Below are 22990 nucleotides of genomic sequence, written 5' to 3'. Positions count from 1 at the left end.
GAAACGAATATCAGAGCTGCTCTGAACCCGAATCAAAGAAGTTAATCTGACCGAACGGAGCCTCAGCGCCGGCGGCCGCATCCTGCGGCACAATCACGTCACTCAAAGCCACATTACGGGCCAAACGGGTCAACTTCTGCTCCGAAGCCAAAGAACGACGGTAGCTAGTAGCCAAGTTAGCGAAGAACGCAATCACCAACAGGTACAAAACCAAGTCGGCACCACGGCCAACCCCAAGGAAAGACGCAATCTTCGTGACCAAACTAGGCCAAATAATCGCGAAAACCGCAAAGAACATGAACGCAATCAGCGTCAAACGACGAGTCGCCAACGAACGCTGACCATGAGGCACGCGCAAAGTAAAGTAAGCGATTAACGCCACGCCCAAAAGCAGCAGAATCTTAATCGCGATCTGCCCAGAAGAAGCAAAACTAAAAGCGAAAAGCATCAAAACCCCAATCCTCAGCGGAACAATAGGTCCACCACAATATTGATGGAGTTCAACAACGACTGCCCCTTAGCGCGGGAATAGTCGGTGTAACGAATATGGACGGGAACTTCCTCGTAAGGAAGCTTAGTGGCAGCCAACTGACCCATAATCTGAGACGCATGGGCCATCTGATTCTGGGTCAAATTCACGGCTCCGGCAGCATCGCGACGAAGCAGACGCAAACCATTGTGAGCATCGGTCAAATGCAAGCCAGTGCGGTGACGCGACAGATAAGCCACCAACTGCAAAGTAATCCGCTTCAACCAGCCAGATTCCACCGGCGTACCACGGAATCTAGAACCAAAAACGATCCCCAGATTCTTCTCTTCGGCAGTATTGCGCATCATCAGCGCATCCGACACCTGATGCTGGCCATCAGCGTCAAAAGTCACCAGGTACTTGGCATCCGTCTGGTTTAGGACAAACTCGATACCGGTTTGCAAAGCGGCACCCTGCCCAAGATTGACCGGGTGCTTAACAACATAGGCCCCCGCTGCGGAAGCCTCAGCGGCGGAGTTATCCCGCGAACCATCATCGACACAGATAATAAAAGGGAAAACTTCACGAGCTTCACGGACTACCTGGGCGATGACAGGCTCTTCGTTATAGAGCGGGATCACTAGCCAAGTATCAGTGATTTTTTCTGCCATAAGCCTTATTCTCTCAAAAAACGCGACAATTGTCTGTTACTACCACAGTTTTCCAACAGAGATGGGTGCTTTTCACAAAAGTATCCACTTTGTGAATGCTAAACACAATCTTAGCCGATTGCTTTTAAATGCTATTAATCTGCCTTATTGCTTGGTAGAATGTGCTTGGTAGCGGGTGTTTTTCGCGCTGCTTGACCTTAAGCTTATATGCTTCGGGCCAGTTGTCATTTTGATGAACAAAAAGAGGTTATAACTGATGACTCGTGATTTGATTCCCGCCGCAAAGCCGATTATTGGCGATGAAGAACGCGCTGCGGTAGATGCCGTACTACGTTCTGGGATGGTCGCTCAGGGCCCGCAGGTTAAGGCATTCGAAGAAGAATTCTCTGCCCACTTCGTAAACGGTAAGCCCTGTGTAGCAGTAAACTCCGGTACTTCCGGCCTGCACCTAGGCCTACTAGCAGCTGGAATCGGCGCTGGCGACGAAGTTATCGTCCCCTCCTTCACCTTCGCTGCAACTGGCAACTCAGTCGCCCTAACCGGCGCTAAGCCGGTCTTTGCCGACATTGAACTAGACCATTTCTGCCTTGATCCGAAGAGCGTCGAAGCTTCCATCACCGAAAACACCAAGGCCATCATGCCTGTGCACCTGTACGGTCACCCGGCTGCCATGGATCAGCTACAGGCCCTAGCCGACAAGCACGGCCTGATGCTATTCGAAGATGCCGCCCAGGCTCACGGCGCCTCCCTCAACGGTACCCCGGTTGGCGACTTCGGCACCTTCGCCATGTTCAGCCTCTACCCGACCAAGAACATGACCTCCGGTGAAGGTGGCATGGTTTCCTGCATCGACGAAAACATTGCTCGTCGCGTGCGCCTACTACGTAACCAGGGCATGGAAAAGCAGTATGCTAACGAACTAGTTGGCCTTAACAACCGTATGACTGACATCCACGCCGCCATTGGTCGTGAACAGCTCAAGAAGGTTGACGCCTGGACCAAGACCCGCCAGGAAAACGCCGCTTTCCTTTCCTCCCACCTAGAAAACGTGGTTACCCCCAAGGTTGCCGAGGGTGCCGTTCACGTCTACCACCAGTACACCATCCGCGTGGAAGCCGGCATGCGTGACGAGATCGTCCGTCGCCTCCGCGAGGAATACCAGGTTGGCTCCGGCGTTTACTACCCGATCCCCAACCACCGTCTAGAATCCCTAGCTCCCTACGCCCCGGGTCTAGAACTACCGACCACCGAAGAAGCCGCCAAGACGGTTATCTCCCTACCGGTTCACCCCTCCCTGTCTCAGGAAGACCTAGACCGCATTGTTGAGGCCGTTAACGCCCTAGCTAAGGCAGGTGCGTGAGCGAATGGCTAACCTACGCGTCGGCCTAATTGGCCTAGGCTCCATGGGGCGTCACCACGCCCGCGTCATCCGCGAAACCGAAGGTCTAGACCTAGTTGCCGTTGCCGATCCCGGTGGCGACAAGTTCGGGGTAGCCGGTGACCTTGAAGTCCTACCCAACGTTGAAGCTCTAATCGAAGCTGGTTTGGATGCGGCTATGGTCGCAGTTCCGACCGTTTACCATGAGGAAACCGCCCTTAAGCTTGCTGAAGCTGGCGTACACACCATGGTGGAAAAGCCGATTGCCGCTGACGTTGAATCCGGTGAACGCGTTGCTAAAGCCTTCCAGGATGCCGGCCTCGTCGGTGCTGTTGGCTACGTGGAGCGCTGCAACCCGGCACTGCTAGAAATGCGCAAGCGCATTGCTGACGGTGAGCTAGGCCAGGTCTTCCAGATCGCCACCCGCCGTCAGTCCCCCTTCCCGGCACGCATCTCTGACGTTGGTGTCGTTAAGGACCTAGCCACCCACGATGTGGACCTATGCGCCTGGGTTGCTGGCTCTGACTACGCCGCTGTTAGCGCCCAGACCACCTTCCGTTCCGGTCGTGAACACGAAGACATGGTGACCGTTTCCGGTCGCATGAAGAACGGCGTCCTAGTTAGCAACCTAGTTAACTGGCTCAGCCCCTTCAAGGACCGCATCACCGTCGTCACCGGTGAAACCGGTGCTTTCGTGGCCGACACTGCCATGGGGGACCTGACCTTCTACCGTAACGGTTCAGTGCCTTTGGAATGGTCCCAGATTGCTGCCTTCCGCGGTGTTTCCGAAGGTGAAGTTACCCGCTTCGCCCTGAACAAGCGTGAACCGCTACGTGTGGAACACGAAAACTTCCGCGATGCGATCCTAGGCAAGCGCCAGGATCACGTCTCCATGGAAGAAGGCGTTCAGACCCTAAAGGTTGTCGAAGCAATCCTGCGCTCTTCAGAAAACGAAGGCGAACTGGTCCGCCTCTGATCTCTGATTTGTCGGGGTATGGGATAAAACCCATACCCCGACTATCTTTTTCGGCTAAAGATTTAGCCCCAAAGCCACTGGCGATGTGCTTTCTTATTCTGTTCAAGAAAAAGCAATCCGAACTAGGTAGTTAGCGGCACGTGGGCACGTAGCTAAGATAAAAAGACCAGTAGGATAAGATAAACAAACACTGTGGTTACTACACAGTCTTCGATCACCAACCCGGGGGAGAAAGTAATGACCAAAAAAGGATTACTAGTATTTACTGATTCTTTTCCATTCGGCATTGGTGAAGAATTCTTCGAACAAGAAGTCTGGAAGTACGAAGACGTCTTCGACAAGATCGTAATCATCTCCCAACGTACCAACCTAGACTCCCCGCAAACCCGAAAGATCCCCGCCAACGCGGTGGCTCGAAAGCTTGAACCGGTCTCCAACGATGGCTGGCTAAAACGGGTCCTACTTAACTTCCCAACCATCATCGGACGGGAAAAGTTCATCTCTCCTAGGCGTTGGAAATCGCCCGCTAATGCCGTGCAGGACATCAAGTTCGCGGCCAAATTGCTTGAGATGCGAAAGCGTCTACCCCTAGTGCTAAAAGCCGAAGATTTTGAAGACTGCGATGAGGTCGTAATCTATTCGTACTGGTTTTTCACCGGTGTTGGCCTAGCCGACGCCGTAAAAAATCACCTGTTGAAAGACAAAAAGGTCACTATTGTCTCTCGTGCTCACGCCTATGACGTGGATGAAAAGGATGCCCCTTTCAACTTTATTCCGGCCCGTCCCTACCTACTTTCTAAAGCCGATATTGTCTTCCCCATTAGTAACTACGCGCAGGCTTTCTTAGACTCTGTGAAGGTGGAACCAAAAGCCCAGATCGAGGTCGCTCGCTTGGGTGTTCCTGAAAACACCCCCAAGGTTCGCGCCCAAACCAGCCCATTTAGGATTGTCAGCTGTTCCCACCTAGCCCCCTACAAGCGTGTGGACCTACTACTTGAATCAGTTGCGGAACTGGAAAAGCTGGGTGTCCCCGTAAGGTGGACCCACATTGGTGAAAGCAACCCAGAGCTGCTAGACGCGATTAAAACTAAGGCGTCGGAACTCCTTTCACCCGAAACCTACGAATTCTTGGGCTATGTTCCAAATGAAAAAGTTCGAAAGTTCTATGAGCAGTCCGAGATTTCCCTATTCGTCAACGTCTCTAATAGTGAGGGCGTTCCCGTCTCGATCATGGAGGCACTCTCTGCCGGCATTCCCGTACTGGCAACCGACGCTGGCGGAACCAAAGAGTTGGTCCAAGAAGGTCGAAATGGCTGGGTAATACCGGTAGATATTTCCCCCGTAGAAATTGCCAAGAAACTCCAAGAGATAGCTGCGTTGCCTACCTCAGAGATTGAACAGAAATCTGAGATGGCGCTAACAGTTTGGGATGAAATGGCCAACGCTCAGAAGGCGTATGGAACAATGGTTAATCGTCTAATTAACCTCTAGAGATTTCGAAAAGCGAAGATGAAAAACTTTATTCGCCGACTAGGTGAGCGCAGTCCTTTCCTAAAGCACATGCTCACCCTAGTGACTGGAACAGCACTAGCGCAGATTGGTTCAATCCTGCTGCAGCCAGTCCTCTCTAGGATCTACACCCCGGAAGTAACCGGGGACCTAGTGGTTTTTTCTTCGTTAACAGCAATCATTACCTCGGTTGCGGCACTGCGCTATGACATGACCATCATGCTGCCAAAATCAGATGATGAAGCACGCCAATTAAAGCGACTTTCAACCCGTTCAGTCATAGCTACCTCGGTAATCTTCACGATTATTTCCATACTGGTATACCCATACGTAAAAGGTAAGTATGGCGATATGGCCGCGTTCGCACTGCTATTTGGTGGGGCCTCGGTATTCCTCATGGCTGACTCTTCAGTTATCCAATACTGGCTAAATCGGAAACTGAACTATAAAGCAATTGCAATCAACCGAGCGCAACAATCACTAGGTATTCAGTTAAGCCAAATTGCCTTGGGTCTGGCCGGCATCAAGAGTGTTCTAGGTTTGTTGTTCGGGCTTCTAGCTGGGCAACTTGGTGCTTGGCTAAATATTCAGCGAAAAGTGCCGGATTCGAAAATTCCACCAACCCCGACCACACCAAGTATTAAGAGCCTTGCCTGGCGATACAAAAAGATGCCCCTACTAAACGGGCCAAACACCTTGGTCGACGCGATTCGCTTCAATGGCATTATTTTGCTTTTGACCTTCACCTTTGGTCGCGCCATGGGCGGCGAATTCTCTAAAGCTTGGGCCCTAAGTGAAGCCCCGGTGGCACTAATTAACGGTGCCATTAGTCAGGTATTCTTCCAGCGTCTAGCAACCGTTGAGCGCGGCCAAATGACACCGCTAGTCAAATACTCAATCAAGCGAGCCTTCCTAATCGGGATTATCCCATTTACGATTTTTTACTTTGCCGCACCACCGCTGTTAACTTGGTTCCTCGGGCCAGGCTGGGAAAATGCCGGCTACTATGCCCAAGCACTCACCCCCTGGTTGTACCTACAGCTGGCCACTTCCCCCATTTCCTACATTTTTATCGTGACCGAACAGCAGCAGCTGCTGCTAGCTTTCGCGGTACTATACGCCATTGGTCCGCTCACTTTCCTTTGGCTAACCCCATTTGGTGCGCTGCAAACCATCCAGATCTTGTCATTCATCATGGCTGGAATGCTGACTCTAATGCTGATTCTTTCTGTGAATACCGCTAAGTACTATGACCGTCAGCCGGTTCCGCAGGCCACCTTGACCGCTGAAGAAATCGAAACTGAAGTGGAAGCTGAAAAGCTTGAAGATGAAGTAATCAATGTGGATGCCGCTGAAATGTTGGGGTTTGAGGACCAGCCCCACGAAAATGGCAAGCCTGAAGAAGGAGAAGAATAATGACCGGTTGGCTCTATTTTTGGCTGGCAGCATTACTCTCTACCGCCTATTTAGGGACCCTTGGGTACCCATTGGTGGCCTTCTTCTTACGGGGAAAACGTTCCCTTCTGACGTTGCTTTTAGCGCCGGCAGCAGCGGTTTCTTTCCTAGGCGTCGCCGCAGTAGGATTCCACTACCTGCATATTCCTTGGGCCGCGCTCACCTTCCTAGTAACTTGGGGGATCGTCTGGCTGATTTTCCTGATTCTTAAGTTAACAGTTTGGACCCCAGATAAAGAAACTCTGCGTTCTTCCACCTCGTTAACAGTACTAGGGGTAGGGCTTCTAACTGCGGCCACTGCCACCATTCTATTTGCGTATCGGCTACAGTTCCCGGACTCGATTAGCCAGACCTTCGACGCGGTATTCCACCTAAATCAGACGGAACTGTTCATGAGACGTGCCGATGCCTCATCCCTGCACGTTGCGCTGACGGCAAAGAATCAGTGGCAAGGTTTCTACCCTGCCGTCTGGCACGGCATTGCCGCCTTGATTGGGATCCTAACGAAAGTCAATGCCCCGGTCGCTACCAATATTCTATCGATCTTTGTCATCGCGATTCTCTGGCCCGCCTCAGTTGGCTCCCTCGCCTACGTTATTGGGGGAAAGAAACGCGGGAAGCTAATCCCCCTAGCGATGGTGGCTTCACTAGCCTTTGTGCAGTTCCCCTTCCACCTGCTTGACTACGGGGTCCTGTACCCAACGCTGATCGCCTATGCGCTAGTTCCTGCGCTGTTAGCGGTACTGATCAGCATCGTAAATCTTGACTCAATCACTGACTTTATTGCCGGGGTCGTAGGTTTTGCGATCATGTCCATTGGCCTTTCACTTGCGCACCCTTCAGCCGATTTTGTGCTCTTCTTGATTGGCTTACCTTTGCTGTTCCGCTTTGGCAGAAACCTAATGGGCCTAGTTTCCAAGAATCTTGTTCTAGGTTCCCTAGCTGGTGCGGTAGTGATGGCCGGTAGTGCTGTAGCAGTCAACTACGTTTCCTTGAAACTACCCATGACTGCCCATCAGCGTCTTTCCCCGCCCGAGTGGGGACCGGTTTATCCCACCTATCGCAAGCCTTTCTGGTATTTAGCTACCGGCGCTTTAGGCATTCCAGAACCCGAAAGAGCCTGGGTTTACAGCCTGGTCCTGCAGCTATTGATTTTAGCTGGCATGATCTGGGCCGTGAAGAATAAGCAGCTTTGGATGATCTTCAGTTATCTGACGTTCGGAGCTTTTACCGCTGGCGCCTTCTTCATCACCGGGCCGCTTCGTGCTTACCTTTACGGCCTGTGGTACTCAGATCTGAACCGGATCTATTCGGCTTTCGTAATCATTCAGGTTCCATTACTGGCTGCTGGGCTGCTCTATGTGTTTGAAAAACTACAGGTTTATCTCTCGATCAATAATTTGGAACGAGGACGCGCCACCCAGGTAGGTTTGTTGGCCGCCAGCAGTTTGGCGCTAGTATTTTTTGCCAGCTCCGGGCCCCTTAGCGCCCAGTTATTCCGGGTTGGGCTATCCTACGATTTTGATGAGACACGGGTCGACTCTAATGAGTTACTTGACGCTAATGAGCGAGAGTTCCTCTATAAGGTTCCGGAATATGTTCCGGAAGGGGATGCCATTATCGGTAATCCTTGGAACGGTTCTGGTTTGGTGCAGGCATTTGTGGAACGCGAAGCCCTTTTCCCACATGTGCACAATTCCAATAACCCGGATGCCAGATACCTTGCCGAGCACCTAAATGAGGCCAAGAGTGATCCGAAGGTCTGCCAGATTGTCAATGAGTATAAGGCTTACTATGTGCTTGAAATGGGCGACTACTGGCTCTGGGGTGGCTTCGATCCGGGTCGTCGCTTCCAACACTACCCCGGTTTAGAAAACTTGATTTCTGACGGAGTCGCAGAACCTGTTTACGTAGATCCCGACGGATTCGATCGAATCCTAAAGATCACTGCCTGTAACTAGCCTTTGCTAAATGGTGGGACAGCCCTCAATAGTGTGGTTTTAAATTGCCAGTTACGCAGGGTCAGAACACATAGTTACGTAGCCCCAATCAGTTAGTTGGGCAGGCTCTTTAAGCGGTTATTTACGCAGTCCCTCAACCAGCTTGCTGACCACCATCTGGGCGGCACGTAGACCATCACCGGCAGCGTTATCCAGTGCCGGATCGAACTCTACAAAGTCCATGGAATCAACCCGTACCCGGGCCATGAGTTCCTCAACAAAACGCAGTGCCTGGGCTAGGGAAGGACCACCCGGGACGTCGGTAAACACGGAGGGTGCAACCGAGGGGTCAACTCCATCTAGGTCAAAACTGAAGTGGAAATGGGAGGCGCCGCTATTGCGGTAAAGTTCAGAGACTTCCTCGGCAATCTGGACGGGCCATTCGGGGCCAATCTCCTTTAGGCGGCTAGCGCGGAACAGGTGCATACCCGCCTGCTGGGCTAGTTCTTCCTCGGGCGGATCAATCGAGCGAACGCCCACAAAAGCCGAATGCGGTCCCTGCACAAAGTGCTGTGAAGGGTAGAAGTCTTCGAACAGGCCTTCAGTGTGGCCCTGGGCGACCGCTAGAGGCACGCCGTGAACGTTACCGGACTCGCTACCTGAGGGGGTATTGATATCCGTGTGTGCGTCAAACCAGAGGGCAAAAACCTGCTTGCCTTCGCTGGCACAGTGCTCGAGGACACCGGCTAGGGTACCGATCGCGATCGCATGATCGCCACCAATGGTGAAGGGAATCTTACCCTCCTGTAGAGCGTTAAAGACGCCATCCTTGAGTTTAAAATCATGCTGACGGATGGGTTCAAGATACTTCAGGCGAGGGTGATCCTGGTGGATCTGATCCTCCGTGACATGGGGGAGCTCGACCGGAGTGTAGTCAAGGGCCTTGACCTGTAAGCGGGTAGCAAGCAGTCGGTCCATGCCACCGCTGAGGACGGCATTCGCAGCACCAGAGTCACCGGTACGGCCGGTGCCCAAACGTAGGCCGGAACTGAAGATTTTCACCTCGGGGGCGACATGTTCTGCCGGCTGGTTATTCTGGTGGTCACTCATAGGAGCTCCTTTGTTAAGTATGAACTCATTCCATATTACTGGTTTGAAGCCTGATGGGGCAGAGGCGCACTGGCTTTTAGCGGTACTTTAAGACCAGTTTGGCGGTCTTGCGGCCCGAATCAAGCGCACCTTGGATGGATGCGTGTGCGCTGTCGCCGGCGGTAAAGACACGCGGTAGATTGCTTTCGATGCCGTCGTTGGTGACCACTGGCAGTGCTTCATCAATTACTTGGTGGGCCAACAGTTCCCACTCTTCGGTAACTGAGACTGGTAATCCGTATAGCTGTGTGGCCCGCGCGAAGACTTCATCTTGGTCGACCTGGGCATCACCTACTGCCGTTAGTGCCAGTAGATGCTTTCCAGCAGGCGCATAAGAGGGAGAGACATTGGAAATTGGGGCTGCGTGTACCAGCGGTGACTGCGGGTCTAGATCTAGGGTCAGGAACTTTCCGGTGCTTACCGGTTCGTTCATTCCTACCCACCACGTCTGGATAGCATTCATCTGGGGAGGATTCTGTCCTAGCAACCGAGCGGTGGTCACCGGGCCAGCCGCCACAATCACATACTTGGCCTTTAGAGTTTCCGGCTGTCCCGCGGGCACCGTGTGCTGGGCACTGGTCCCACGCAGAGGCGAGGACGCGTCCTGGGCTTGGCTCTTAATAAAGGTCACCGTCACCCCGTCAGCTTCTGGTTTTAGCATGGTCACGTGATGGTGATAGCGGACCGGAGCGGGGGAGGGATTCTCTAGATGCTTTAGTAGTTGCGCGGGAATGGCGGCCATGCCCTGCGCGGGAATCGTGGGGGTGCCCTTCAGGAAGTAACGTAGCAGGGAGGCCCCAAAAGCCGCTGGTGAGTCCAGCTCTAGGCTGCCGGTAACGCCGGCAAGGAATCGACGAACCGTGCGATCAACCAGGGGAGAAAGCTGGGCGCGATCAAGGGCGTCAGCGATGGTTCCCGGACCGGGACGGCTGGCTATTTTTGCCAGCAAGGCCAAGTCCTTAGGGGAAGCGAATTTTAGTGATGAAACCGTGTGGCGTGGGTGTCGAAGCGGCATTGCGACCGTAACTGGGTCCGCCGATCCGGTCAGTTCGGGGGCGCCAGCTAGGGTGACGCCGCGAGCCCAAGCATGCAGGTCCAGATTCTTTAGGTTTAAAGACTTTTTTGCCGCCGGGTAGGCGGGGTTAAGGAGGGCAAAACCGTGATCAATGAGGTATCCCTGAATCTGTTCAGTGCCGATTCGGCCACCGGGACGGTCTGCGGACTCTAGGACGGTCACGCATTTTCCGGCTTCCTGTAGGGTTTTAGCGGCATTCAGGCCAGCTAGTCCGGCACCAATAATGATCACATCAAGCATAGAGATATTTTAGCTGATTGGGGGTGCCTGCTGAATTGCAGGCACCCCCAAATCTTTAGTAGTGAAGCACTAAGGCCGATTGTTAGTGCAGTCGGTGGCGCTTAGACGCTAGTGCTATCCCATTGCGGGTCCGATTGGACGCCCTTTTCCACTAGACCCGGATCTGCGGCTAGCGGTGTCCGAGGCTTGGGATAGCGTTTGTCTTCCTTGCCCCACCAAGGCATGTAGCCGACGAACCCATCTACTGGTGGTTTAGGTGAATCTGGGTCGAAGCCCAACTGGGTGGGAGTTTCGGGAACCATATCGGTAATGAAGTACTTATCGCGGTCATCGCAGTGTTCGCGAACCACTGTGCGGAAGGCCTTCATTTCCATGAATAGCGGGGTTACCAGCGGGTTGCGATGGGTCTTCATGATCAGGTAGATCCAGAAGACAAACAGTGCCACATTCCAGATAAGGGCAGCCCCGGAAGAAACAATATTAGCGGTCGGGTTCATGGTCGCGTAGTTCATCATTGGGCCGGGCTTAGCCGCGATCTGGGGAAGCCAGTTATTGAAAGCAATCCAGAACATGAGCGTAAAGCAACGGAACCAAATCCACTGCCCCTTGGCCCACCAGAAAGCGGGAATGGTGCAAGCCAGTAGCAGGGCCAGCGTGCAGTACCAGGTGTAGTCGGCCAGAGCATTGTAGAGGAAGGCGTGATTCCACAGGTCGTAGGCAATGATCCACGGCCAAACCATATCGACCCAGATTAGGCCCTTTACCTTCTGCTTTTTATTGGAGGTAACGAAGATCTTGCCAATGCCGGTGACGGTAATGCAGTTGAGCAGGCCGGCTACCGCGGACATGATGTTCCAGTAGCCACCAATAGTGCGGAAGCCGGTGGCCGGGTCAATGCCAATATGGCGGGCTTGGAAGTTAGCGGCTAGGGCCTGGTACCACTCGGTGGTTCCGACCGCCGCGGCGATCCCGCGAGTTTCCGGCAGACCGTTGAGCATGTCTACTGAGTGCGTATCATTGATGCCCTTTAGGCACTGCCAGTCGGCCGCGCAGGCGTAGTATTGGTCGGCCTGGAAGTAGATGGTGAGGTCGCGGATATTGGCTTCCATAATATTGGCGACTAGGCCGATCCACAGTAGGACACCGAACCAGATGGCAATCCGGTGGGCCTTGACCGGGTGTCGTTTTCCGTAGACCAGTAGGGCGCCGGTCATGGTCGCGGTGGCGACCATGAGTAGGTACTTACCAACCGGGAACCAGCCAATAATGGGTGCCGCCTTGTAGAACACCCAAGGGAGGGCGGCGATGCCAATCCCGGTCCAGAGGACGAAGATGGTCCAGTTCCAGCGACGGTTAATCTCGGCGATCCCAATCTGTGCGATTAGGACAATAAACCAGATGATGTAGACGTGTATGGGTCCGGCTTCCCAGAAGAATAACGAGCTCATGCCTGCCTCTTTGCGTGCGTGATATAGATACGGATTTATTGTCGATGATTTGTTTATGAAATCTAGGGACCTTTCGCCCAGATTAGGCTTTTTGCTTCATTGCAAGTAAGTTGTGGGCGCGAAGTTCCTCAGTTTGATACCTGAAATCATACGCTTAGCGCACGTCTGTGCACACTTGGTGCAAAAATGTGAAAATTTTTGGCAGGGTCTGCAAATACGTGCGAACGCTTTGGGGTGACCTGTTACCCGGGTTACAATAAATTACTCGCAATGTTGCGAAGACCTACACATTAACCACGATGGAGTGAAATGATGAGTTTGCTACCAAAGAGCACCTTCGGCAAGGTAATCGCCTTGGGCGGCACGGCAGCAGCAGGTATCTTGGGGACCATGTTTAGCTTCTCCCAGCTTTCCGGAAAAGCTACCAAGGAAGAAAACGACTGGGTGTACCCCTCAGATGACCTGATCGATAAGAACTACGACAACGGGGTTTCCTCAACCTACGCAATCGATATTGACGCCCCCGCCTATGCGGTCTGGCGGATCTTCAAGCAGATCGGTTGTGATAAGTCCGGATCCTTCAGTTCTGAGTTCCTAGAGCGCACCTTTGCCCGCCTGCCTTTCTACAATTCATACGAAATGCAGGAAGAATTCCAGCAACCCGACAGCCTTATGCCTGGTGACATTGCCGCCTTTGACTACCACGGTATGTCGATGGAATGGACCGACGTGGTGCCCGGCAAGTATCTAACTCAGTGGGTCGATACGAAGAACCCGCCGGCCGCCCCGGGCTCCTATGCCTTCCGTTTCCCCGGCATGAAGCACTATGCGGCCGCCTGGTGTTTCTACATGATTCCGCTGCCGGGTAACCGAACCCGATTGCTGAACCACTGGCGCGTTGCCTACGAACCCGATACCTTCTGGCCCCGCACCATCAACTGGATCAATATTGAACTAGTCGGTGGCTGCATGGCTCACCTGCAGAACATCTACGTGAAGCGTCTAGCTGAGTTCCGCAAGAAGCCCCAGAAGTCCGGAAAGTTCATGCGTGGTGTCCTAGGTGGCCGCTGGTTTAACTCTGGCACCCCTGCTGGTCGTTGGGATGGCACCCCGCTATTCGAAGAAACCGAAACGCAGTGGATGCGCTACGGTCGTCAAAAGCCGGCCGTTACCGCCTTCCGTGAGCCAGTTACTGACAACCCGGAGTGGCCGCCCACCGAAAACAGCCCCTGGGCTGACATTGTGGATAAGGAATACTTCGAGGGCTGGACTGAACCGAAGTTCAGCTGGGAAGAGCAGATCCGTCAGAAGCACGAAAAGACCTACCTGCCCAACTGGGGTAAGGAAGGCTAAGACGGTAGCTAAAACTCCTAGTTCCTAGGTTTATTCTTCATTGAATGTCCAAGCGTCGCTCGTTTTGAGCGCGCTTGGGCATTCTACTTTTTGGTAAAGATCTGCAGGTTGGGATGCCAACTATCATTTACGAACTCTTCCACCCAGTGCCAGTGCACCGGCGCCCCCTGGAGGCCTTTAAACCAGCGTTGTAACTTGGTGGAGTTTTGTGAGTAAAAGTCAAATCCTAGTGGGTGCGTCAGAGTAGCATTTGCTGCGAAGTAGCGATTTACCGCAGTGGTAAGTCCGGTTAGATCACCAATCTTTTTTAGCTGTCGATACAGGCCGACTGGAAGTTTGCCCGCTGCCCCTTGATAGAGCTGAGTTTCTTGATGCGAAACCTGAGCGTAGAAGTCTTGAATCCACTTCCCATAAAGACGTCGGGTGATGGTGTAATCTACCGGAGCTTCAGTCCAAACCTTAGTAAATTCCACGTCTAGCATGGGGATTGCCCACCGGAAGCCAAAGTACTCGTAGGCTCGCATGGAGTTATTGATGTACTTAGTTTGACGCTCCATAAAGTTGAAGCCTTCAACGGTCTTTTGTAGCGAACGCAGTGACCCGTCATAGTTGGTAAAAGCAAGATGCTGGGTGACGGCCTCACGGATCTGGGCTTGCCCCTGCTCAGTAGGTACTTTAGCTGGGAAGACCGCGTGTTTCTTAGCTAGTACGGAGGCTAGATGCGCACTGGGAACGGGGAGCTGATCGCGCATCTCATGGTTATGGAAGTTGTCAACAATCGTGTGGCCCGGGAACACCATATCGCCCGATTTTGCGAAGCCCTTTTCCTTAAGTTGGCGCAGGGCAAACCAGTCTTGAACGTGCGGGACAGAGAAGCCCGCAAAAGCATACTCAAGGAATTTAGCGGTCTCAGACTGGTTCCAAGCTTTCTTGACCTCTGCTTCGGTGAGGGTGATTCCCATCCACTCTAGACCTAAAGTTTTAGCGATCTTTTCAGAGATAGCCATTTCCCCGCTGCCTTCGCGACCGTAGGTAAAGCACAAGACGTTCTTCACCTGATGCTTAGCTAGCCAAGTGGCAATCAACCTAGAATCTAACCCACCGGAAAGCGGTACTAGGATTTGAGAATCCCCCTGCACGCTTAAAGCGCGTTCCATGACTTTATCGAAAGCATCTGAGAGTTGATTAATGAACTCTTCTTCAGTGGGTTCGGGCTGTGATACTGGCTGGAAGAAAGGTACCCGCAAGGTATCGATTTTGATGCCACCGTCAGCAAGGCTGATGGTGACTCTTTGGCCCGGAAGAATCTGTTTCAGACCCTGGTAGGCGGTGCGGTTAGAGAAACAAAAACCGGCTTCAGAAATCTGCTCACGACCAACCGGGTCGATCTTTAGATTTAGACTCTCAACCGGGAACTGCCAGTTGTCACTCACACAGATTACGGATTCATCCTGATCGACCACGTAGTACAGCGGGAAGGAGCGCATCTGGTCAGCAACTAGCACCACCTGGGTTTCATCCAGCTGAACCAGCGCGAAGTGCGAACGGAGTGAAAGTACATCTTGATCGTTTTCAACTGAAAAACTGGGGCTCAGCTCTAGGTCTAGCAGGGACCTAGTAAATAGCCCAGCGTGATTTTGCTGTTCAGTGAAGGATTCGAAATCGTGAAGAAGTTTCATTAGTTTTCCGTCTTATTTTGAGTAGCTTCGTGGATGATTACGGGCTTAGCTGATGCTTCGGTAAAGGTCTTCCCAGGTTTGTAGGCAGGATTCGATGCCGTGCTGTTCATCGATCCAATCCGTCAAGACGCTTGAGTCAACACTGTCCAGCTTGGCAGTGGCGAAGTCTGCGACCTGTTCCGCAAGGGTATCAAGTTCAGCCCCCGGTAGCGGGAAAGAATCTTCATAAAGTCCCGTCAGCGGGATCGTCATCAAAGGTCGCCCCACCTTCAAAGTGAGCATATCGGAAATGGATAGAGCCCTAAAGCCAAACTGTCCCACAACCACGCTGCCCGTACTAAGCAGACTGGCAAAATCATTCATGGGCATCAGTGGATGCATGATTACCCCGGCGTCACGGGCTTCCTGCCGGTAGGTTCCCCAGTCAATGGAATGAACGTCAAAACCGTAGTTCACTAGCTCTTTGGCTGCCTCGACAAGTTTCATGCCGCCCTTAGTGTCATCCCAACGGGCATTAAAGACGATGCGATTGGGGACCGCTTTTTCCGGCACAAAACCAGGGGGCAGAATAGGTGCCGGATTCGGCAAATAAGTTGCCTTGGGAGCTAGGGTGCTAAGGGTTTCACCCAAGTCAGGGGTGGCGTAAACAACCGCGGAAGCAGCCTTAATGGAAGCTTCGATTACCTGCCTGACACCCGGTTGCTGGGAATTTATCCGTGCATCTGAACCATGGAAGTGAAGGACGGAAGGCCCGTCAAAGCCCCAAAGGTAGTAGCCGTTAGTGGCGTAGTGGACGTGAACCAAATCGACGGCCTTACGACCTCGTAACCAGTGCTTTAGGTCGACGAAACGGGAAGCCAGTCCGCTAGGACTGAACTTAACGGGGGGCAGGTTGTGTACCACCCAGGGGCGATTATGGCTGCGAGCTTGCCTAGTAATCGTCGACGGGACATAGGCAATGTCCATAATATGGGCAACTCGGGTATTGGAAGAATAAGCCATAACCATATTCTAGGTGGAAACCTTGAAGTAAAGCGTATTATGGGACAGTTTCAGCTATCCCGAAAGGGGCATAATAATCTTCCCCTGCCGGCTAAGAGCAGAAGAAGCAGACAATCGCCTGTCTTTTTATGCGAAATGATAGACTGAAAAATAATGAGGTAACTACATACCTGACGAAATGTAAGGAATCATTAAGTTATGACTACCGTTCTCTACCACACCCCTTATCCTTTGAATCCCAAGGCGGTATCTGCTTCTGGAATTCGACCGGTAAAAATGAAGCAGGCCTTTGAAGAACTGGGGTGTGAGGTCATTGACGCAACGGGTACTACCTCGGAAAGAAGAGCCGCATTAAGAGCTCTGCGGGAAGATCTTAAAGCCGGTCGCAAGATCGATCTTTGCTATTCGGAATCGGCCACCATTCCGAACATGTTTACTGAGCCAAAACACTTTCCGCCCCATCCGCTACTGGACCGACAGATCTTAAAGACCGCCCATGATGCTGGCATCCCAGTGGGTCTGTTCTATCGGGATATTTACTGGCGCTATAGCAGTTATTCGGACTCAGTAGGAAAACCTGTCGCGATGGTTATGCGTCAGATGTACAAGTGGGATATTAATACTTACCGTCGAGCGGTCGATCGCCTGTTTGTTCCGTCCTTGCTGATGGCAGAAGAGATTCCCAACTACCCGCTAGAACGTGCCCTGGCCCTTCCCCCGGGTGCGCAAATTCGGGACCCCCAGACCAAACTAGATGGCCTTCGAATCTTGTACATTGGCGCTCTGGGCGGTCACTATCAGAACGAACTGCTGCTCCAAGCGGTAGCTGAAACCCCCGGTGTGGAGCTAACTATCTGCACGGGTAAGGCCGGTTGGGAAGCCCAGAAACCCAACCTAGAAAAGTATCTTTCCGACCGGGTTCGGGTGGTTCATAAATCTGGTGAAGAACTAAATGAACTCTACGAGTGGGCCACCGTTTGCTCCATCTACATGAAGCCTGACGAATACCGGGCCTTCGCGCAGCCCATGAAGGTCTACGAGTACCTGGGTGCGGGCAAGCCGATTATCGCCAGCCAAGGCACCATGTCTGGGGACTTCATTGCCGGTAATGGTTGTGGCTGGACGATTCCCTATGACTTGCAGGCAGCTAAAGACCTGTTGAATGGTCTGAAAGACAATCTAGCCGAGGTCGAACAGGTTTCGGCTCGTGTCCGCGAAGTTCGTGAGGAACACACTTGGCAGGCACGTGCGCAAAGTGTCATTGACTCCCTGACCGCGATTAAGAACTGATCAGGTCTAGAAGCACCCATTTTAGGTTCGGCTGTCACCTGATTGCCGAAGAGCAAACATAGCAAAGGGTTCGGGCGCACTTACCAGTTAGGTAGTGCGCCCGAACCCTTTGAAAAGCTCTTAGCTGGCCCCGCTAAAGGACCAACTGGCAGTCCCTATTTCTGGACGGCGCGCTCGATGAGGACGCGTACGACCTCGTCAGCGGCATGACCGTCACCGTAGGGGGCCTCTTCCGTATCAGCGGGACGAGGACGCTGCGCGGCGGCAACCAGTTCCTCACCCGGTCCGACTAGGACATTCCAGCCTAGGTTTACGGTCTCTACCCATTCCGTTTCGGTACGTACCGTGGTGGTGGGCACGCGCAGTAGGAAAGCTTCCTTCTGCAGACCGCCCGAGTCAGTAATGATCCCGCGGGCGTGCATGGCAGCGGCCACCAAATCCGGGTAAGCTAGGGGAGAGTGCGTGTGCAGGTTGCCGCGTTCAATGGTCAGGCCGTGTTCCTTAGCCTTGGCAACTAGGCGCGGGTGAGCCACGATCACTACCGGGTGGTCAACCTGGCCCAAGGAGTCCAGGACTGCCTCAAGCTGTTCCTTCGAGTCCGTATTGGCCGGACGGTGAATGGTGGCCAGTGAGTACTCTCCGGGCTGGAAACCCAGCTCTTCAGTGATCGGTGAGGGCTTATCCTTTACGGCGTCGCGGGTGGCAAAAAGGACATCAGTCATGACGTCACCAACTACGACCGTGCGATCCTTCAGACCCTCAGCGGCTAGGTGCTGTGCGCCCACCTCAGTGGGGGATAGCAGTAGATCCGCGCAGTGGTCAGTGAGGACACGATTGTGCTCTTCAGGCATCTCGCGGTTGAAGGAACGCAGGCCTGCTTCTAGGTGAGCCACCGGGAAGTGCAGCTTCACGGCAGAAAGGGCCGCCGCAATCGTAGAGTTAGTATCCCCGTAAACCAGTACCCAATCCGGCTGGTGCTTCAACAGCACGTCGTCCATGGCGGCAAGCATGGCGCCAGTCTGGTGACCGTGAGAGCCGGAACCAACACCTAGGTGCTCGTCCGGTGCCGGGATGTTTAGATCCTGGAAGAAAACATCGGACAGCATGGGGTCATAGTGCTGACCAGTGTGGACAATGACATGCTCTACGCCGGCACGCGCACAAGCATGTGCAATCGGGGCGAGCTTAACAAACTGGGGACGGGCCCCTACTACAGATAAAACCTTCATGGGGACATTATAGGCTGAACCGATCTCGGTTCGGCCCCAAGTAACCGCGCCTTTCCCGAATCGAAAAAGATTGCCCCGACCCGCAGGTCGAGGCAATCTTCACTAACTAGGGAAACAAATCAAGGTTTGGGGACCAGGCCCGGGTAGCTGCGCTTATTCGAGGTTGCGCTTCGGACGCCCAGCTCGGCGCGCGGGAAGGTTCCCAGTAGAAGCTAGGCGAGCTGCGACCTCGGACTGAACCTCAGCGGGAGCGGTACGCTCAACCAGTTCACGGCTAGCGCGAGTATCGGCGTAAACCTCGGTAGTAGCCGGGTTACGGTGCGTGGTCGCGATCTTCCAAGCGTGGTAGATGAAAACGCCCAAGTTGAAGACCAGGGCCACGAAGGAAACCCAGAATAGGGCGGTCGGATTGTGAGCGCTGCGGTGCGCGAAAGCGGAATCCTGCATGAAGTGCGGGAAGGTCAACACTACCCCGGACCACAGGGTGAGGGTGTAGGCGCGGTACTGGATCCAAGAGCCACGCGCGAAGGGGAATAGAACCGGGATAGTGCAGGCGCAAAGCAATGCCACACCGGAGTACCAGGCGCGATCCGCCAAGCAGTTGTACACATAGGCGAAATTCCACAGGTCGTAGGCGATGATCCACCAGATGGTTAGGTCCGGCCAGATAATGGCCTTGGACTTATTACGAGCCACATAAATGCCCACCCAACCGGAAATCATCAGGAGGTTCAAGATACCCGCAATGCCGTTCATGATGTTCCAAGAACCACCCCAGGTGGCCATACCCTGAGAGGGGTCCACGCCGTGAATGTTGTAGCACTGGAAATCGCGGACTACGGCCTCGGCAATATTGACCGCCAAGATAATCGGCGGTAGGCACAGGTACCAGTACTTGTGGCGCAACTTGGGGAAATACTGCATGGCCACTAGCGATAGGGAACCAATCAGTGCTGAATACTGCTTTACGATTGGGAACCAGCCGGCACTGTTTGTGCCCGGGGTGGAGTACGGCCACCAGAAGATCGTCAAGAGTACCGGCACGATGATGAAGCCGATCAGCACCGCGAGCTTGCTGCGTTGGATAATCCAAGCGCCTGCGGCCAGTAGGGCAGTGACCAGAATCAGGCTCACGTAGTCGTACCATTCGCCGCGCTCAAAGAAGAAGAAGGTCGGATACCCGGGGTCGGGGATCGTATTCTCTAGGGGCAGGGCAAAGAAAGCTAGGTTAGCCAGCATGTTTCCTCCTTGAAACACCGTAACTAGATTCCTCAACAGGGGGACTCCATTATCTCACTTTGGAAAGTGGAGAGCAATGCTGCGGCAGGGGTGTCTGCCTTTGAAAAACACTGCTAGAAAGCGGTTTTGCTGATTCGTTATTCAAGCCTAAGACTTTTGTCGCTAGAGCCTATTAGTACAGTACTGCAGGCCTGGCGGGTGAGATTAGTCGGATTCGTGAAGTGTGGCGAGCGGACTAAGTGCTGGAAAACATACGTTACTACATTGTGGTGAAAGGAGGCGCAGGGTAGGCTTTGAAAGGTTTTTAGTGATCTATCTTGGAGAAGAAATGCGCCTAGATTCATTAACAGGGCTACGCTGGTGGGCTGCCTTCGGGGTGTTCCTCTACCACCTAGCCTCGACCCGGGTAGTTCACTTGCCCTTCATTGATATCTATTCGGTGGGTAACTTCGGGGTGGCCTTTTTCTTCGTCCTGTCAGGATTTGTGTTGACTTGGTCGGCGAAACCTGAAGTGACGGCTCGCCAGTTCTATGTTCGTCGGTTCGCGCGTATTTACCCGTCTCATTTTGTGGCCTTACTGCTGGCGATACCGGTTTTTTACCGCTTTAACCCTGACCCGCAGATGTGGTGGCAAAAGTCCCCTGATCCGCTAGTTTTTATTACCAGCCTGTTCCTGATTCAAGGTCTATGGCAAGCTGCCCCGATTCTGTTTGGGGGCAATCCAGCTGCCTGGACCTTGAGCTGCGAAGCTACCTTTTACGCGATTTTTCCCGGCCTAAAGACGGCCCAGATTGCGAAGCGGTCACAGGGGCGAAAACAGCAGCCTTTTTATCAAAGTTACCTAGGATTTTTTGGCTTGTTTTTGTTGGTCTTCAGTGCACAGCTAGTTGTTTTCTATGTTCTGCCGAATTTCTATCAGCCACCTATCGTGATCACCAGGCTCCCGGAGTTCTTCTACGGGGTCCTAGCTGCGATGTTCCTAAAGGGCCGGAAGAATCCGCCGAAGGTAAAAATGTGGTGGGCTTATGTGCTTTTGGCACTAGCTACGGTGGTTTACCTTTATGGAAGAAGCGTGCCAAAAGAAGACACCTGGGCAATCTTGTCTACTACCTCAGGTATCTGGATGGGAATTGTCTTCATGTTCGCGATCATGATTGGCGCTCTAGCTGATATCACCGGGCAGCGCAGCCTAATGCGCAACCAGCTACTGGTTAAGGGCGGTGAATGGTCCTACTGCTTCTACCTAGTCCACGCCACTGTCATATACATTTTCCTTGAATTTGTAGGTAAGACCAAGGAGACCGGCGCTTCCATCTTTATGGCTCTAGTGATTTTTAGTATCGCTCTAGTGGTGACGGCAATGCTGCACTACCTAGTTGAGAAACCCTGTGAGAAACGCTTGCGCGCCTGGGGTGACGCCCGCTTCCAAAGGGTGGATAGGCACAAAGTTTCGAATGGGCGCTAAACGCTTTTCTGTAGCTATCTTTGGTGTTATCAGTGGGGATTTTGGGCTTTTTGAGAAAGCGTCGAGACTGCCGCTAAGGTAACAGGGCTTTCATCAAGCCGAAGATGTTTCAAGACGGTGGGGTAGAACTCTGCTTTCCTTCTCATGGATTCAATACCGCTGATAGCGAGTACTTCGAAGTTCTGGGCGACGTCTTGAGATGTTACCTCTAGATTGCTCTTAATCAGGGGCAGGGTGTGTGAGTGAAGTTCTTCGGTTACTGGGTCCGTGAATACGCGGCCAACGGAAGCCACTTCACCACCCAAAATAATCTGATCAGGATCAAGAAGATGTGCGACATTAACCAAGGCTCGACCGGTAATCCTGCCAGCTTCTGAAAGCAGCTCATTAATTTCTGGATTCTTATGTGCTAAAGCCAAAAGTTCGGAAAATGATTCTGGCTGCTCCGATCCGGCGGCAATTGCTTCAGCATTTTTCAGCAATGCGGGGATTGAAATGTATTGCTGCAAGCACCCATTATTGCCACAGGAGCACCTAGGGCCATTCCAGTTATAAATCAAGTGTCCTAGTTCGCCTGATCCGCCATGAGAGCCGGACATAATCTGGCCATCAACTACCTGACCCAGTGCCACTCCATAAGAAACGTTGATGTAAAGAACGTTGTTATGTCCCCGCCCATTGCCCATCAGATATTCTGCAAATGCCTGAAGACGCGCAGTGTTTTGGATTTGAACCGGAACGTGGAATTTATTGGAAACCCACTGTTTCGGGTTGATTCCCATCCAGTTTGCGGAAGCTTCGCCGCCCAGTACTTCACCCGTTTTCTCATCACACTGAGTATCAACTGCCAGGTGAATAGCAATCAGTTTGCTAAGTTCGAGGTTATTTTCTTCAAGCTGCTCGTAAAGCATTTTGCTGCCCTGCTCTAATAAGAGCTGTGGGCCAAAAGCGGCACCGGCAGAAAAAACCCGCTTGCTGATAATAGAGCCGTCAATACGCGCTAATGCCGTACCTACCGTTCCGTGTAGGCACACAATAGATCCAATAACTCCACTATTGGTCGTGACCCGAAGTTTTGTTTTTAGCTTTTCGTTTTCGCTAGATTGCGTCCGATTGGCTTTCGGTAGTAGATCTTCACTGCTATTGTGAACGTCCTGATTAAGTGTTTCCTGAACTAACTTGGCAGCTAAGAGTTCTTTGACAAGGGTTGAGGTCGTGGTCCTAGAGACCTTCGCTTTTCGTGCCAGTTCGGCACGATAACTTGGGCCGTGTGCTGCTAATTGGCACAGCAGTATTGAAGCGGAGCGACTTACCTTGTTATCCATGAATACAGTTTACCTTATTTCAATTCTGTAAACCTTCTTGACACTTTTTCTAAGGTGTGTAGAATATTTACAACGCGGTTGCGTTCTACGTCACTCTA

18 protein-coding genes are annotated in these 22990 nt (G+C 52.7%); 8 read left to right on the top strand and 10 right to left on the bottom strand.

The genetic code is table 11. The annotated features are described in order from the left end of the window. Nucleotides 1-10: 10 nt before the first annotated feature. Nucleotides 11-448, bottom strand: coding sequence for a DUF2304 domain-containing protein (locus BSR28_RS01740; RefSeq protein ID WP_073708410.1), 438 nt, complete (start codon nt 446-448; stop codon nt 11-13). Between the two features lie 14 nt (nt 449-462). Then, nucleotides 463-1140, bottom strand: coding sequence for a glycosyltransferase family 2 protein (locus BSR28_RS01735; protein WP_073708411.1), 678 nt, complete (start codon nt 1138-1140; stop codon nt 463-465). 256 nt (nt 1141-1396) lie between these two features. Between BSR28_RS01735 and BSR28_RS01730 the strand changes: the two genes are divergently transcribed. From BSR28_RS01730 to BSR28_RS01710, 5 genes are all read left to right on the top strand, one after another. Further along, a complete protein-coding gene (locus BSR28_RS01730; RefSeq protein WP_073713166.1) occupies nt 1397-2500 on the top strand; it encodes a DegT/DnrJ/EryC1/StrS family aminotransferase in 1104 nt (367 codons plus the stop codon). A gap of 4 nt (nt 2501-2504) precedes the next feature. Continuing rightward, nucleotides 2505-3494, top strand: coding sequence for a Gfo/Idh/MocA family protein (locus BSR28_RS01725; protein ID WP_073713165.1), 990 nt, complete (start codon nt 2505-2507; stop codon nt 3492-3494). 237 nt (nt 3495-3731) lie between these two features. Next, the gene (locus tag BSR28_RS01720) at nt 3732-4985 is read left to right on the top strand and encodes a glycosyltransferase (protein ID WP_073713164.1); all 1254 of its coding nucleotides are present in this window, start codon (nt 3732-3734) and stop codon (nt 4983-4985) included. Between the two features lie 18 nt (nt 4986-5003). After that, complete coding sequence (locus tag BSR28_RS01715) at nt 5004-6419, top strand: lipopolysaccharide biosynthesis protein (protein ID WP_073713163.1); 1416 nt, start codon at nt 5004-5006, stop codon at nt 6417-6419. Beyond that, nucleotides 6419-8419 (top strand): DUF6541 family protein, encoded by a 2001-nt coding sequence (locus BSR28_RS01710; protein WP_073713162.1) that lies wholly within the window; start codon nt 6419-6421, stop codon nt 8417-8419. The genes BSR28_RS01715 and BSR28_RS01710 overlap by 1 nt, the downstream gene beginning before the upstream one ends. A gap of 117 nt (nt 8420-8536) precedes the next feature. Here the strand turns inward: BSR28_RS01710 and BSR28_RS01705 are convergent, their stop codons facing one another. The 3 genes from BSR28_RS01705 to BSR28_RS01695 form a co-directional block, all read right to left on the bottom strand. After that, entirely contained in the window at nt 8537-9508 is a 972-nt protein-coding gene (locus tag BSR28_RS01705; protein WP_073713161.1) for an arginase family protein, read from the bottom strand. A 76-nt stretch (nt 9509-9584) separates the two neighbouring features. After that, on the bottom strand, nt 9585-10862 hold the full coding sequence (locus BSR28_RS01700) for an NAD(P)/FAD-dependent oxidoreductase (RefSeq protein WP_073713160.1): 1278 nt from the start codon (nt 10860-10862) through the stop codon (nt 9585-9587). A 101-nt stretch (nt 10863-10963) separates the two neighbouring features. Continuing rightward, nucleotides 10964-12310, bottom strand: coding sequence for a DUF5692 family protein (locus tag BSR28_RS01695; protein WP_073713159.1), 1347 nt, complete (start codon nt 12308-12310; stop codon nt 10964-10966). A 312-nt stretch (nt 12311-12622) separates the two neighbouring features. Between BSR28_RS01695 and BSR28_RS01690 the strand changes: the two genes are divergently transcribed. Then, the gene (locus BSR28_RS01690; protein WP_073708427.1) at nt 12623-13663 is read left to right on the top strand and encodes a hypothetical protein; all 1041 of its coding nucleotides are present in this window, start codon (nt 12623-12625) and stop codon (nt 13661-13663) included. A gap of 83 nt (nt 13664-13746) precedes the next feature. On the opposite strand, the gene BSR28_RS01685 is transcribed toward BSR28_RS01690, so the two are convergent. Further along, on the bottom strand, nt 13747-15342 hold the full coding sequence (locus tag BSR28_RS01685) for an asparagine synthetase B family protein (protein WP_073713158.1): 1596 nt from the start codon (nt 15340-15342) through the stop codon (nt 13747-13749). A gap of 45 nt (nt 15343-15387) precedes the next feature. Beyond that, nucleotides 15388-16344, bottom strand: a complete 957-nt coding sequence (locus tag BSR28_RS01680) for a glycosyltransferase family protein (RefSeq protein WP_073713157.1) — start codon at nt 16342-16344, stop codon at nt 15388-15390. 198 nt (nt 16345-16542) lie between these two features. On the opposite strand from BSR28_RS01680, the gene BSR28_RS01675 reads away from it, so the two are divergent. Beyond that, nucleotides 16543-17634, top strand: a complete 1092-nt coding sequence (locus BSR28_RS01675; protein ID WP_073713156.1) for a glycosyltransferase — start codon at nt 16543-16545, stop codon at nt 17632-17634. A gap of 155 nt (nt 17635-17789) precedes the next feature. On the opposite strand, the gene wecB is transcribed toward BSR28_RS01675, so the two are convergent. Then, nucleotides 17790-18863: a non-hydrolyzing UDP-N-acetylglucosamine 2-epimerase gene (gene wecB / locus BSR28_RS01670; protein ID WP_073708428.1), complete on the bottom strand. Its 1074-nt coding sequence runs from the start codon at nt 18861-18863 to the stop codon at nt 17790-17792. Between the two features lie 153 nt (nt 18864-19016). After that, a complete protein-coding gene (locus BSR28_RS01665; RefSeq protein WP_073713155.1) occupies nt 19017-20102 on the bottom strand; it encodes a DUF5692 family protein in 1086 nt (361 codons plus the stop codon). 307 nt (nt 20103-20409) lie between these two features. Here BSR28_RS01665 and BSR28_RS01660 point away from each other — a divergent pair, with 307 nt between their 5' ends. After that, nucleotides 20410-21567 (top strand): acyltransferase family protein, encoded by a 1158-nt coding sequence (locus BSR28_RS01660; RefSeq protein WP_083562863.1) that lies wholly within the window; start codon nt 20410-20412, stop codon nt 21565-21567. A 29-nt stretch (nt 21568-21596) separates the two neighbouring features. Here the strand turns inward: BSR28_RS01660 and BSR28_RS01655 are convergent, their stop codons facing one another. Next, nucleotides 21597-22892 carry an ROK family transcriptional regulator gene (locus BSR28_RS01655; RefSeq protein WP_073713154.1) on the bottom strand — a complete coding sequence of 432 codons (1296 nt, stop codon included), beginning with the start codon at nt 22890-22892 and terminating at the stop codon, nt 21597-21599. Nucleotides 22893-22990 lie beyond the last annotated feature (98 nt).

Source organism: Boudabousia liubingyangii (assembly GCF_001907245.1).
GTDB classification, from domain to species: domain Bacteria; phylum Actinomycetota; class Actinomycetes; order Actinomycetales; family Actinomycetaceae; genus Boudabousia; species Boudabousia liubingyangii.
This window is presented reverse-complemented; position numbering and strand designations above follow the sequence as displayed.

Coding starts and splice junctions, on each gene's coding strand:
- BSR28_RS01725 (WP_073713165.1), top strand. CDS start 2,505: ATGGCTAACCTACGCGTCGGCCTAATTGGCCTAGGCTCCATGGGGCGT.
- BSR28_RS01710 (WP_073713162.1), top strand. CDS start 6,419: ATGACCGGTTGGCTCTATTTTTGGCTGGCAGCATTACTCTCTACCGCC.
- BSR28_RS01700 (WP_073713160.1), bottom strand. CDS start 10,862: ATGCTTGATGTGATCATTATTGGTGCCGGACTAGCTGGCCTGAATGCC.
- BSR28_RS01665 (WP_073713155.1), bottom strand. CDS start 20,102: ATGCTGGCTAACCTAGCTTTCTTTGCCCTGCCCCTAGAGAATACGATC.
- wecB (WP_073708428.1), bottom strand. CDS start 18,863: ATGAAGGTTTTATCTGTAGTAGGGGCCCGTCCCCAGTTTGTTAAGCTC.
- BSR28_RS01740 (WP_073708410.1), bottom strand. CDS start 448: ATGCTTTTCGCTTTTAGTTTTGCTTCTTCTGGGCAGATCGCGATTAAG.
- BSR28_RS01730 (WP_073713166.1), top strand. CDS start 1,397: ATGACTCGTGATTTGATTCCCGCCGCAAAGCCGATTATTGGCGATGAA.
- BSR28_RS01655 (WP_073713154.1), bottom strand. CDS start 22,892: ATGGATAACAAGGTAAGTCGCTCCGCTTCAATACTGCTGTGCCAATTA.
- BSR28_RS01680 (WP_073713157.1), bottom strand. CDS start 16,344: ATGGCTTATTCTTCCAATACCCGAGTTGCCCATATTATGGACATTGCC.
- BSR28_RS01715 (WP_073713163.1), top strand. CDS start 5,004: ATGAAAAACTTTATTCGCCGACTAGGTGAGCGCAGTCCTTTCCTAAAG.
- BSR28_RS01735 (WP_073708411.1), bottom strand. CDS start 1,140: ATGGCAGAAAAAATCACTGATACTTGGCTAGTGATCCCGCTCTATAAC.
- BSR28_RS01675 (WP_073713156.1), top strand. CDS start 16,543: ATGACTACCGTTCTCTACCACACCCCTTATCCTTTGAATCCCAAGGCG.
- BSR28_RS01685 (WP_073713158.1), bottom strand. CDS start 15,342: ATGAAACTTCTTCACGATTTCGAATCCTTCACTGAACAGCAAAATCAC.
- BSR28_RS01705 (WP_073713161.1), bottom strand. CDS start 9,508: ATGAGTGACCACCAGAATAACCAGCCGGCAGAACATGTCGCCCCCGAG.
- BSR28_RS01695 (WP_073713159.1), bottom strand. CDS start 12,310: ATGAGCTCGTTATTCTTCTGGGAAGCCGGACCCATACACGTCTACATC.
- BSR28_RS01720 (WP_073713164.1), top strand. CDS start 3,732: ATGACCAAAAAAGGATTACTAGTATTTACTGATTCTTTTCCATTCGGC.
- BSR28_RS01690 (WP_073708427.1), top strand. CDS start 12,623: ATGAGTTTGCTACCAAAGAGCACCTTCGGCAAGGTAATCGCCTTGGGC.